Consider the following 11,741-nt stretch of genomic DNA (forward strand, 5'->3'; position numbering starts at 1 on the left):
AGCACATCCCCCGCCGCCACCCGATCCCCCCGGCGGACGCCGGCCCGTACCGGCTCGTACGTCGCCCGCAGCGGAGGGTCGCCCGTCCCCGGCAGTTCCACGTCCACCACACCCCGCCCGGCGACCGTCCCCGCGAAGGAGACGACGCCGCCCGCGGCGGCGCGTACTGGCGTCCCGGGCGCGGCGGCCAGGTCGACGCCCCGGTGGCCGCGGGCCCAGCGGACGGCCGGCGGCTCCCAGCCCCGCGGGATCGCCGGACGGGTCCCCACCGGCCAGACGCGGGCCCCGGCGCCGCCCGGCGGCGCGGGAACGGGCGGTGCGGGGACGGGCGGCGCGGGAACGAGTGGCGTGGGAACGAGCGGGGCGGCGAGCGTCCGTCCGGGAGCCCGGGCCGTCGCCGGCGGCGGACAGACGAGCATGATCAAGGCGGCCACCGCCGCCAGGACGACGTACGAGATCCTCTGCACGGGCATGCGCCCACCGTGGCCGAACCCCGCGATTCCAGGGGATCTTGGACCGAGCCTGTGGACTACTCGCCGGTTGTGGACAACGCCGTCACCCGGCCCTTCCCCGGTCCCGTACACTTCTCTTGGCGATCCGGGTCACCGGGTCGACTTCGCACGCCCCGCCACCGTCGCGTCAGACCCGTCCCGGGCAGCGCGGTGGCCGCGTCCCTCGGTCCGTGAACGGCTCCCCAGCGGGGAGCGGCGCACGGCGGGCGCTCCGGGGCGTCAGGAGCGGCGGCCGCCCGGCCGCCGTGGAAACCGAGTATCACAAGGAGCACGGCCATGGCCGTCGTCACGATGCGGGAGCTGCTGGAGAGCGGCGTCCACTTCGGTCACCAGACCCGTCGTTGGAACCCGAAGATGAAGCGTTTCATCTTCACGGAGCGCAACGGCATCTACATCATCGACCTGCTCCAGTCGCTGTCGTACATCGACCGCGCCTACGAGTTCGTCAAGGAGACCGTCGCGCACGGCGGCTCCATCATGTTCGTCGGTACGAAGAAGCAGGCCCAGGAGGCGATCGCCGAGCAGGCGACCCGCGTCGGCATGCCCTACGTCAACCAGCGCTGGCTGGGCGGCATGCTCACCAACTTCTCGACCGTCTACAAGCGCCTGCAGCGCCTGAAGGAGCTCGAGCTCATCGACTTCGAGGACGTGGCCGCCTCCGGCCTCACCAAGAAGGAGCTCCTGGTCCTCTCCCGCGAGAAGGCCAAGCTGGAGAAGACCCTCGGTGGTATCCGCGAGATGCAGAAGGTGCCCAGCGCCGTCTGGATCGTGGACACCAAGAAGGAGCACATCGCCGTCGGCGAGGCGCGCAAGCTCCGCATCCCGGTCGTCGCCATCCTCGACACCAACTGTGACCCCGACGAGGTCGACTACAAGATCCCGGGCAACGACGACGCGATCCGCTCCGTCACCCTGCTCACCCGCGTGATCGCCGACGCCGTCGCCGAGGGCCTCATCGCCCGCTCCGGTGCCGCGACCGGCGACCAGAAGCCGGGCGAGAAGGCCGGCGAGCCGCTGGCCGAGTGGGAGCGCGACCTGCTCGAGGGCGAGAAGAAGGCTGAGGAGGCCCCGGCCGCCGCCGCCGAGGCTCCCGCCGCCGAGGCCGAGAAGCCGGCCGCGGACGCCGAGCAGGCCTGACCCTGCCGTACCGGACGGCGGGATCACGCACACACGTGAGCCCGCCGTCCCTGGTGGATCCACGGCCGGATTCCGTCCGGTGGACGGGGACCGGCCGTCGTGGTGACCTCAAGACGGACCTGCCCTGCCGGGTGCCGAGCGGCACGGCGGGGCACAGTGCACAAGAAGGATTTCAACGATGGCGAACTTCACCGCCGCTGACGTCAAGAAGCTCCGTGAGCTCACCGGCGCCGGCATGATGGACTGCAAGAAGGCGCTCGACGAGGCCGAGGGCAACCTCGAGAAGGCCGTCGAGATCGTCCGCGTCAAGGGCCTGAAGGGCGTCGCCAAGCGCGAGTCCCGCACCACCGAGAACGGCGCCGTCGTCTCCGTCATCGCCGACGACAACACCTCCGGTGTCATCGTCGAGCTGAAGTGCGAGACCGACTTCGTCGCCAAGGGCGAGAAGTTCATCGCCGTGGCCGAGGCGCTCGCCGCCCACGTCGCCAAGAGCGCCCCCGCCGACATCGAGGCCCTGCTCGCCTCCGAGATCGAGGCCGGCAAGACCGTCCAGGCGTTCATCGACGAGGCCAACGCCACCCTGGGCGAGAAGATCGTCGTGGACCGCTTCGCGCACTTCGCCGACGGCCAGGTCTTCGCCTACATGCACCGCACCGCCGCGGACCTGCCCCCGCAGGTCGGCGTGCTGGTCGAGCTGGACAAGGCCAACGCCGAGGTCGCCAAGGACGTCGCGCAGCACATCGCCGCGTTCGCGCCGAAGTTCCTCTCCCGTGACGCCATCCCGGCCGAGGTCGTGGAGAACGAGCGTCGCGTCGCCGAGGCCACCGCGCGTGAGGAGGGCAAGCCCGAGGCCGCCCTTCCGAAGATCGTCGAGGGTCGCGTCACCGGCTTCTTCAAGGAGCAGGTCCTGCTGGACCAGCCCTTCGCCAAGGACAACAAGAAGACCGTCCAGAAGATCCTGGACGAGGCCGGTGTCACGCTGAAGCGCTTCGCCCGCATCCGCGTCGGCGCCTGAGCCCCGGCAGGGCAGCGATTGACCCGCGACCCGCTAGGGTCGTACGCAGCCGACCGGTCACCGGCCGGCCGCTGATGTGACGAGGAGGCCATTGCCGCAGAGGGAACCGAAAGGACCCACCGGCAATGGCCTTCTTCGTATGTGCACGAGGAGAACTCCAATGAATCAGGGTGCGGACGCCCACAGGGCCGCCGACGGCAAGAGCGACGACCACGGGAAACCCCGCCGGTTCCTGCTGAAACTGTCCGGCGAGGCCTTCGCCGGCGGCGGAGGGCTCGGTGTCGACCCCGATATCGTGCACGCCATCGCCCGGGAGATCGCGGCCGTGGTCCGCGAGGGCTACGAGATCGCCGTCGTCATCGGCGGCGGCAACTTCTTCCGCGGCGCCGAGCTCCAGCAGCGCGGCATGGACCGGGCGCGCTCCGACTACATGGGCATGCTCGGCACGGTCATGAACAGCCTCGCCCTCCAGGACTTCCTGGTGAAGGAAGGCGTGGAGACCCGGGTCCAGACCGGCATCACCATGGGCCAGGTCGCCGAGCCGTTCATCCCGCTGCGCGCCGTGCGCCACCTGGAGAAGGGCCGCGTCGTGATCTTCGGCGCGGGCATGGGCATGCCCTACTTCTCCACCGACACCACCGCCGCCCAGCGCGCCCTGGAGATCCACGCCGAGGCGATCCTCATGGGCAAGAACGGCGTCGACGGGATCTACGACTCCGACCCGAAGAAGAACCCCGCCGCGGTGAAGTTCGACGCCCTGGAGTACGGCGAGGTGCTGGCGCGCGGCCTGAAGGTCGCGGACGCCACCGCCATCAGCCTGTGCATGGACAACAAGCTGCCGATCCTGGTGTTCGAGCTGCTCGCCGAGGGCAACATCGCCCGCGCCGTCAAGGGTGAGAAGATCGGCACGCTCGTGAGCGACCAGGGCACGCGGGACTGACACGCCCGTACGGCCGTCCGCCGCGCCTCCGGGCAGCGGCGGACGGCAACCCGGAGCCGCGGGAAGACCACGGTCCGGGGATGGACAACCGCCTGCCGGTCGGACACCGTGCAGGAGAAGACGCGCGCAGGGGCGAGGCTCTGCTTACTGATAACACCAGGAGCAAGTGGTGATCGAAGAGATCCTCCTCGAAGCCGAGGAGAAGATGGAGAAGGCCGTCGTGGTCGCCAAGGAGGACTTCGCGGCGATCCGCACCGGGCGTGCGCACCCGGCGATGTTCAACAAGATCGTGGCGGAGTACTACGGTGCGCTGACGCCCATCAACCAGCTGGCGTCGTTCTCGGTGCCCGAGCCGCGCATGGCCGTGGTGACCCCGTTCGACAAGGGCGCGCTGCGCAACATCGAGCAGGCCATCCGCGACTCCGACCTGGGCGTCAACCCCAGCAACGACGGCAACATCATCCGGGTGAACTTCCCCGAGCTCACCGAGGAGCGCCGCCGGGAGTTCATCAAGGTCGCCAAGGGCAAGGGCGAGGACGCCAAGGTCTCGATCCGCTCCATCCGCCGCAAGGCCAAGGACCAGCTGGACAAGCTGGTCAAGGACAAGGAGACCGGCGAGGACGAGGTGCGCCGCGCCGAGAAGGAGCTCGACGACACCACCGCGAAGTACGTCGCGCAGGTGGACGAGCTGCTCAAGCACAAGGAATCCGAGCTGCTCGAGGTCTGATGAACGACGCATCCTGGGGAACCCCGCCACGCGCCGGGCAGTGGGGATCCGCCGACCTGCACACCCCGTTCCCGGCGGGTCCAGTGCGCGAAGCGGCCGGGGCGGCGCAGACTCGGGCCATGCCGATCGTGCCCGACGCAGGCGGAGACCAGGAGGACCGTGACCAGGGGGCCACTCACCTCGGTGGCCCCCTGTTCCGCGACGAACGCGACGACTTCCGCGACGAACGCGACGACAGCCACCGAGGGGAGCCCGACATCCGGCCGCACGAACCCGCCGCCCCCGCCCCCGCCCCCCAGGCGCCCAAGGCGGGGAAGAAGAGCGCGGGCCGCGACCTGCGGGCCGCGATAGGGGTGGGCCTGGGGCTCGGCGCGGTCATCGTCGCCTCGCTCTTCGTCTACAAGCCCGTCTTCCTCGGCGTGATCGTCGTCGCCGTGGTGGTCGGGCTCTGGGAGCTGACCTCCCGGCTCGCCGAGCGGAAGGGCATCAAGGCGCCGCTGGTGCCGCTCGCCATCGGCGGGGCCGCGATGGTCGTCGCCGGGTACGTCGACGGCGCCGAGGGCGCGTGGGTGGCCATGGCCCTCACCGCGCTCGCCGTGCTGGTGTGGCGGATGACGGAACCGCCGGACGACTACCTCAAGGACGTCACGGCGGGCATCTTCACCGCGTTCTACGTGCCGTTCCTGGCCACCTTCGTGGCCCTGATGCTCGCCGCCGACGACGGTGCCTGGCGGGTGCTGACCTTCCTGATCCTCACGGTGGTCAGCGACACCGGCGCCTACGCGGTGGGCTGGCGGTTCGGCAAGCGCAAGCTCGCCCCGCGCATCAGCCCCGGCAAGACCCGCGAGGGCCTGATCGGTGCCGTGCTGTTCGCCATGGCGGCGGGCGCGCTGTGCATGCGCTTCCTGATCGACGACGGGGTGTGGTGGCAGGGCCTGCTGCTCGGCCTGGCCGTCGCGGTGAGCGCGACCCTGGGCGACCTCGGCGAGTCGATGATCAAGCGGGACCTGGGCATCAAGGACATGGGCCGGCTGCTGCCGGGCCATGGCGGGATCATGGACCGGCTGGACTCGCTCCTGCCGACGGCACCGGTGGTGTGGCTGCTGCTGGTGGCCTTCGTCGGCGCCGGCTGACCTGCGCTTTTCCCTTGGGTGGGGTCCGTTGTCCACAGGACGGCGGGCCCCACTCGCGCGTCTGAGACACTGGAAGCATCATGCCTAAGCCCGGAGAACTCACTTTCGTCGCCCCCCGCGGAGCCAAGAAGCCCCCGCGGCACCTCGCCGACCTCTCGCCCGCGGAGCGCAAGGAAGCCGTCGCCGCCATCGGTGAGAAGCCCTTCCGGGCGAAGCAGCTGTCGCAGCACTACTTCGCGCGGTACGCGCACGACCCCGCGCAGTGGACGGACATCCCGGCCGCCGCCCGCGAGAAGCTCGCGGGCGAACTGCTGCCGGAGCTGATGAGCGTCGTACGGCACATCTCGTGCGACGACGACACCACCCGCAAGACGCTGTGGCGGCTGCACGACGGCAAGCTCGTCGAGTCCGTCCTGATGCGCTACCCGGACCGGGTCACCATGTGCATCAGCTCGCAGGCCGGCTGCGGGATGAACTGCCCGTTCTGCGCCACCGGCCAGGCCGGCCTGGACCGTAACCTGTCGACCGCCGAGATCGTGCACCAGATCGTGGACGGCATGCGGGCGCTGCGCGACGGCGAGGTCCCCGGCGGCCCGGCGCGGCTGTCGAACATCGTCTTCATGGGCATGGGCGAGCCGCTGGCCAACTACAAGCGGGTCGTCGGCGCCATCCGCCGGCTGACCGACCCCGAGCCGGACGGCCTGGGTCTGTCGCAGCGCGGCATCACCGTCTCCACCGTCGGCCTGGTGCCGGCGATGCACCGGTTCGCCGACGAGGGCTTCAAGTGCCGCCTCGCGGTCTCGCTGCACGCCCCCGACGACGAGCTGCGCGACACGCTCGTCCCGGTCAACACCCGCTGGAAGGTCCGCGAGGTCCTGGACGCGGCCTGGGAGTACGCGGAGAAGTCCGGCCGCCGGATCTCCATCGAGTACGCCCTGATCCGCGACATCAACGACCAGGCGTGGCGCGGCGACCTGCTGGGCCGGCTGCTCAAGGGTAAGCGGGTGCACGTCAATCTGATCCCGCTGAACCCCACGCCGGGCTCGAAGTGGACGGCGTCCCGTCCGGAGGACGAGCGGGCGTTCGTCGCTGCGATCGCCGCGCACGGCGTGCCGGTCACCGTCCGGGACACGCGCGGCCAGGAGATCGACGGCGCCTGCGGCCAGCTGGCGGCGACCGAGCGCTGAGCCCCCGCCGGGGGCGGGGGAGCGGGCGGGTGCACTGATACGGTGCACTCGCACTGCTCGCACAAATGAACAATCCGACAGGGGAGCGCACACAGCGCTGAGAGTGCGGCCACGCCGCAGACCCTCGGACCTGATCCGGTTAGTACCGGCGTAGGGAGTCAGCTCGACCATGAACACCACCTTCCGGCGTGCCCTGGGCGCCGCCGCCGTCTCCGCCCTGGCCCTCCCGGCCCTCGCGGCCTGCGGCGGCTCCGACGAGGCGAAGGAGAGCGACGGCGGGAAGACGGTCACCGTCGTCTCGCACGAGTCGTTCGTCGTCTCCCCGGACGTGCTGAAGGAGTTCACCGCGCGGACCGGCTACAAGGTCAAGACGATCAAGAGCGGTGACGCCGGGCGGGCGGTGAACCAGGCGATCCTCTCCAAGAGCCACCCGCAGGGTGACGTCTTCTTCGGCGTGGACAACACCCTGCTCTCCCGCGCCCTCGACAACGGGATCTTCGAGCCGTACGAGGCCAAGGGCCTGGACCGGGTGGCGAAGGAGTTCCGGGCCGACGACGCCGAGCACCGGGTGACGCCCGTCGACTCCGGTGACATCTGCGTCAACTACGACCGCGCCTACTTCGCCGACCACAAACTGGCCCCGCCGAAGACCTTCGACGACCTGGTGAAGCCCGAGTACAAGGGCCTGCTGGTCACCGAGAACGCCGCGACCTCCTCCCCGGGCCTCGCCTTCCAGCTCGCCACCGTCGCGAAGTACGGGGACGACGGCTGGCAGGACTACTGGAAGAAGCTCAAGGACAACGGCGTCGAGGTTGTCGACGGCTGGGAGCAGGCGTACAACGACCGCTTCTCCGGCTCCGCCGCCGGCCGCAAGGCCAAGGGCGACCGGCCGCTCGTCGTCTCCTACGCGTCCAGCCCGCCCGCCGAGGTGCAGGGCATGAAGGCGCAGCCGAAGTCGGCGGACGAGGCGCCGACCGGCGTCGCGACCGGCACCTGCTTCCGGCAGACCGAGTACGCCGGCCTGCTCAAGGGCGCGAAGAACGCCAAGGGTGGCAAGGCGCTGCTGGACTTCCTGCTGAGCAAGCGGTTCCAGGAGGACGTGCCGCTCAGCATGTACGTCAAGCCGGTGGTGACGGACGCCAAGCTGCCGGAGCTGTTCACCAAGTTCGGCGCGACGGTCGACGCCCCGGAGACGCTCGCCCCCGAGAAGATCGCGAAGAACCGTGATCAGTGGGTCAAGGCATGGTCCTCGATCGTCCTGAAGTAACCGCGGCAGCCGAAGGAACCGCCCCGAAGGACCACGGCCCCCGGCGCACGGGGGTCCGCCTCGGCCTGATGGCCGTCCCGCTCGCCTTCTTCGGCCTCTTCTTCGCCTATCCGGTCGCCGCGATCGTCACCCGGGGGCTGAAGGCGGACGGGCGGTGGCGGTTCGGCCGGATCGGCGAGGTGCTCACCGACCCGGCGACCGGGCATGTCCTGTGGTTCACCACCTGGCAGGCAGCGGCCTCCACGGCGCTCACGCTGCTGCTCGCGCTCCCCGGCGCGTACGTCATGGCGCGCTTCGACTTCCCCGGCAAGGGGCTGCTGCGGGCGGTGGTCACCGTTCCGTTCGTGCTGCCCACGGTCGTGGCCGGGTCCGCCTTCCTGGCGCTGCTCGGGCGGCGGGGGCTGCTCGACGAGCTGTGGGGCGTCCGACTCGACAACTCCGTCTGGGCGATCCTGCTCGCCCACGTGTTCTTCAACTACGCCGTGGTCGTCCGGACCGTCGGCGGACTCTGGGCGCAGCTCGACCCCCGGCAGGAGGAGGCCGCGCGGGTGCTCGGCGCCGGCCGGTTCGCCGCCTGGCGGCGGATCACCCTGCCCGCCCTCGCCCCGGCCGTGGCCGCCGCCGCGCTGATGGTCTTCCTCTTCACCTTCACCTCCTTCGGCGCCGTCCAGATCCTCGGCGGGCCGACGTACGCCACGCTGGAGGTGGAGATCTACCGGCAGACCGCCGAACTGCTCGACCTGCCGACGGCCGCCGTCCTCACCCTCGTCCAGTTCGCCGCCGTCGCCGCGCTGCTCCTGGTGCACGCCTGGACCGTGCGCCGGCGCGAGGCCACGCTGCGCCTGGTGGACGCGCGCCGCACCGCGCGCCGGCCGCGCGGCGCCGCCCAGTGGGGGCTGCTGACCGCCGTGCTGGCGAGCGTGGCCGCACTGCTCGTGCTGCCGCTCGGGGTGCTCGTACTGCGCTCCTTCGACGGTCCCGACGGCTACGGCCTCGCCTTCTACCGCGCCCTGGCCATGGCCGGGGACGACGGTGTGCTCGGCGTCGCGCCGCTGGAGACGATCGGCAACTCGCTGGCGTACGGCCTCGCGGCCACCGCCATCGCGGTCGTCATCGGCGGGCTGGCCGCCGCCGCGCTCACCCGGCGCGAGGGCCGGCTGGTGCGCGGCTTCGACGCGCTGCTGATGCTGCCGCTGGGCACCTCCGCCGTGACCGTCGGCTTCGGCTTCCTGATCGCCCTGGACGAGCCGCCGCTGGACCTGCGGACCTCCTGGATCCTGGTGCCGCTGGCCCAGGCGCTGGTCGGGGTGCCGTTCGTGGTGCGGACGATGCTGCCGGTGCTGCGCGCGGTCGACCCGAGGCTGCGGGAGGCCGCGGCGGTGCTCGGCGCGTCCCCGTGGCGGGTGTGGCGGCAGGTGGACCTGCCGATGGTCGGCCGGGCACTGGCCGTCGCGGCGGGCTTCGCCTTCGCCGTCTCCCTGGGCGAGTTCGGTGCCACCGTCTTCATCGCCCGTCCCGACAACCCCACGCTCCCCGTGGCCGTCGCCCGGCTGCTGGGCCGTCCCGGGGAGCTGAACTACGGGCAGGCGATGGCCCTGAGCACGATTCTGATGCTGGTGTGCGCCGTGGCGCTGCTGGTGCTGGAGCGTGTCCGCACCGACCGTACGGGGGAGTTCTGATGCCGCCCGCTCCGAAGCTGCGCCTGGAAGGCGTCACCGTCCGGTTCGGCGACCGGACCGTCCTGCACGCCGTCGACCTCGACGTCGCCGAGCACGAGATCGTCTGCGTCCTCGGGCCCAGCGGCAGCGGCAAGTCGACGCTGCTGCGGGTGGTGGCGGGGCTCCAGCGCGCCGACGCGGGGCGGGTGCTGCTGTCCGGCGAGGACGTCGGCGGGGTGCCCGTGCACCGGCGGGGCGTGGGGCTGATGTTCCAGGACCACCAGCTGTTCCCGCAGCGGGACGTGGCCGCGAACGTCGCCTTCGGGCTGCGCACCCGGGGTACGGGACGGGACGAGGCCCGGCGGCGGGTCGCGGAACTCCTGGACCTCGTGGGGCTGCCGGGGGCCGAGCGGCGGGCCGTCGCGGCGCTGTCCGGCGGCGAGCAGCAGCGGGTGGCGCTGGCCCGGGCCCTCGCCCCGAGCCCCCGGCTGCTGATGCTCGACGAGCCCCTCGGCCAGCTCGACCGGAGCCTGCGCGAGCGGCTGGTCACCGAGCTGCGGCAGCTCTTCGGGCGGCTGGGGACGACCGTGCTGGCGGTCACCCACGACCAGGGCGAGGCGTTCGCGCTCGCCGACCGGGTGGTGGTGATGCGGGACGGCCGGATCGCCCAGCAGGGCACGCCCCTGGACGTCTGGCGGCGGCCGGCCTCGGAGTTCGTGGCCCGCTTCCTGGGCTTCGACAACGTCGTCCCCGCGACGGTCGCGGGCGACAGGGCCGACACCCCGTGGGGCGAGGTGCCCGTCCCGGCCGGTGTGCCGGAGGGTCCGGCCCCGCTCCTGGTCCGTCCCGGTGGCGTCCGGCTGGTGGAAGCGGGCCTCGCGTGCGAGGTCACCGCCCGCACCTTCCGCGGCGACCACGTGCTCGTCTCCTTGCGCCCCGATGAGGGCCCGGCGCTCCAGGCGGCGTGCGCGCTGGCGCACGCGCCGGAGGTGGGCGCTCGGGTGTGTGTCGCGTTCGACCCCGAGCACATGGTGGTCCTGGGAGACTGAGCCTCCGGGCACCGGGACCAACGGCAGAGGCGTGGCGCCCTTCTTTTCTTGACCAGTTCTTGACCCAAAGCAACTTCGTCGCCGCATTGGACGTCTGGATCAGGAGCAGGCGGTTCATTGGCGAACGGAGCAATTGGTGATCATCGGCCTTGTGACGGCTGTCGCGGCCTCGGCGTGCTACGGCACGGGTTCGGTCCTGCAAGCCGTGGGATCGCGGAAATCCGCTCTCAGGGAAGCGGCCTCGTCTCCGGACGCGGGCGTGACCCAGCACGGCGGCCCCAGCCTGTCCTCCACCGCCAAGGCCGCCGTGACCTGGGAGTTCATGGTCGGCACGGTCCTGGACTTCCTCGGCTTCGGCCTCGGTGCTCTCGCGGCCCGGATGCTGCCCCTCTTCCTCTCCCAGACGGTCATCAGCGCCAACCTGATCGTCACCGCGCTGCTCAGCATCAAGCTGCTCGGCATCCGCCTCAAGCGGCCCGAGTGGATGTCCATAGCCGTGGTCTGCGTCGCCCTGGTGCTGCTCGCGACGGCCGCCGGGCACGAGGGCAGCGGGGACACCGCGCGGTCCACGCACTGGTGGTTGCTGATCATCTCCGTGGTGCTGATGGCCGGTGGCACGGTGGCCGTCCGTCTGATGGGTTCCAAGGCCGCCATCCTCGCCGGTCTGCTCTCCGGCCTCGGCTTCGGCGCCATCGGCGTCGGCGTCCGCATACTCGACGGGATCGACCCCTTCGACCTGCCGACCATGCTCGCCGACCCGGCGCTCTACGCGATTCTGATCTCGGGTGGTGTGGGGATGTACCTGCACACGGTGGCGCTGCAGATCGGGTCGGTGAACGGGGCGACGGCCGCTCTGGTCGTCGGGGAGACGATCCTGCCCGGCATCATCGGGGTTCTGCTGCTCGGGGACGCGTCCCGCGCCGGCTTCGCCTGGGTCGCCGTCCTCGGGTTCATCCTGGCCGTGGCGGGGGCGGTCGCTGTCGCCTGGTTCGGCGAGCCCGACAGTCATGGGGCGGCGACGCCTGCTGTGGACGGGGCGACGGCGCCTGTGCAGCGGGTGTAGGAGCGCCCCAGCCCCGCCCTTTCACCGTTTCTTGGGGGGGCAAGCCCCCGCAC

Annotated in this window: 11 protein-coding genes and 1 riboswitch; of the genes, 10 read left to right on the forward strand and 1 reads right to left on the reverse strand. The window is 71.3% G+C overall.

Features of this window, described 5'->3' with window-relative positions; genetic code table 11:
• Positions 1-473: M23 family metallopeptidase (locus ACSNOK_RS23710; protein WP_436782780.1), on the reverse strand; the 473-nt coding region annotated here is incomplete at its 3' end.
• 315 nt (positions 474-788) lie between these two features.
• Here ACSNOK_RS23710 and rpsB point away from each other — a divergent pair.
• The 10 genes from rpsB to ACSNOK_RS23760 all read left to right on the forward strand — a co-directional run bounded on the left by rpsB (position 789) and on the right by ACSNOK_RS23760 (position 11,688).
• Positions 789-1,649, forward strand: a complete 861-nt coding sequence (gene rpsB / locus ACSNOK_RS23715) for a 30S ribosomal protein S2 (RefSeq protein WP_436782781.1) — start codon at positions 789-791, stop codon at positions 1,647-1,649.
• Positions 1,650-1,827: 178 nt separating this feature from the next.
• Complete coding sequence (gene tsf / locus ACSNOK_RS23720; RefSeq protein WP_436782782.1) at positions 1,828-2,664, forward strand: translation elongation factor Ts; 837 nt, start codon at positions 1,828-1,830, stop codon at positions 2,662-2,664.
• Positions 2,665-2,824: 160 nt separating this feature from the next.
• On the forward strand, positions 2,825-3,604 hold the full coding sequence (gene pyrH, locus ACSNOK_RS23725) for a UMP kinase (RefSeq protein WP_004944811.1): 780 nt from the start codon (positions 2,825-2,827) through the stop codon (positions 3,602-3,604).
• 169 nt (positions 3,605-3,773) lie between these two features.
• On the forward strand, positions 3,774-4,331 hold the full coding sequence (gene frr, locus ACSNOK_RS23730) for a ribosome recycling factor (protein WP_436782783.1): 558 nt from the start codon (positions 3,774-3,776) through the stop codon (positions 4,329-4,331).
• The gene (locus ACSNOK_RS23735) at positions 4,331-5,464 is read left to right on the forward strand and encodes a phosphatidate cytidylyltransferase (RefSeq protein WP_436782784.1); all 1,134 of its coding nucleotides are present in this window, start codon (positions 4,331-4,333) and stop codon (positions 5,462-5,464) included. Before frr ends, ACSNOK_RS23735 begins: the two co-directional genes overlap by 1 nt.
• A gap of 80 nt (positions 5,465-5,544) precedes the next feature.
• On the forward strand, positions 5,545-6,651 hold the full coding sequence (rlmN, locus tag ACSNOK_RS23740) for a 23S rRNA (adenine(2503)-C(2))-methyltransferase RlmN (RefSeq protein ID WP_223769780.1): 1,107 nt from the start codon (positions 5,545-5,547) through the stop codon (positions 6,649-6,651).
• A 69-nt stretch (positions 6,652-6,720) separates the two neighbouring features.
• A riboswitch (TPP riboswitch) is annotated at positions 6,721-6,825 on the forward strand.
• Entirely contained in the window at positions 6,821-7,918 is a 1,098-nt protein-coding gene (locus ACSNOK_RS23745; RefSeq protein ID WP_436782785.1) for a thiamine ABC transporter substrate-binding protein, read from the forward strand. Its footprint overlaps the riboswitch before it by 5 nt.
• Positions 7,894-9,597: an ABC transporter permease gene (locus ACSNOK_RS23750; RefSeq protein WP_436782786.1), complete on the forward strand. Its 1,704-nt coding sequence runs from the start codon at positions 7,894-7,896 to the stop codon at positions 9,595-9,597. Before ACSNOK_RS23745 ends, ACSNOK_RS23750 begins: the two co-directional genes overlap by 25 nt.
• Complete coding sequence (locus ACSNOK_RS23755; RefSeq protein ID WP_436782787.1) at positions 9,597-10,625, forward strand: ABC transporter ATP-binding protein; 1,029 nt, start codon at positions 9,597-9,599, stop codon at positions 10,623-10,625. Before ACSNOK_RS23750 ends, ACSNOK_RS23755 begins: the two co-directional genes overlap by 1 nt.
• A 136-nt stretch (positions 10,626-10,761) precedes the next feature.
• The gene (locus ACSNOK_RS23760; protein ID WP_436782788.1) at positions 10,762-11,688 is read left to right on the forward strand and encodes a hypothetical protein; all 927 of its coding nucleotides are present in this window, start codon (positions 10,762-10,764) and stop codon (positions 11,686-11,688) included.
• Positions 11,689-11,741: the final 53 nt, after the last annotated feature.

The sequence above is a fragment of the Streptomyces sp. URMC 126 genome (assembly GCF_051386555.1).
In the GTDB taxonomy this organism is placed as follows: domain Bacteria; phylum Actinomycetota; class Actinomycetes; order Streptomycetales; family Streptomycetaceae; genus Streptomyces.

Bases quoted from the DNA above. Each gene is read 5' to 3' on its own strand.
- ACSNOK_RS23745 (WP_436782785.1), top strand. From the start codon at position 6,821: ATGAACACCACCTTCCGGCGTGCCCTGGGCGCCGCCGCCGTCTCCGCC.
- rpsB (WP_436782781.1), top strand. From the start codon at position 789: ATGGCCGTCGTCACGATGCGGGAGCTGCTGGAGAGCGGCGTCCACTTC.
- rlmN (WP_223769780.1), top strand. From the start codon at position 5,545: ATGCCTAAGCCCGGAGAACTCACTTTCGTCGCCCCCCGCGGAGCCAAG.
- pyrH (WP_004944811.1), top strand. From the start codon at position 2,825: ATGAATCAGGGTGCGGACGCCCACAGGGCCGCCGACGGCAAGAGCGAC.
- tsf (WP_436782782.1), top strand. From the start codon at position 1,828: ATGGCGAACTTCACCGCCGCTGACGTCAAGAAGCTCCGTGAGCTCACC.
- ACSNOK_RS23735 (WP_436782784.1), top strand. From the start codon at position 4,331: ATGAACGACGCATCCTGGGGAACCCCGCCACGCGCCGGGCAGTGGGGA.
- ACSNOK_RS23750 (WP_436782786.1), top strand. From the start codon at position 7,894: ATGGTCCTCGATCGTCCTGAAGTAACCGCGGCAGCCGAAGGAACCGCC.
- ACSNOK_RS23755 (WP_436782787.1), top strand. From the start codon at position 9,597: ATGCCGCCCGCTCCGAAGCTGCGCCTGGAAGGCGTCACCGTCCGGTTC.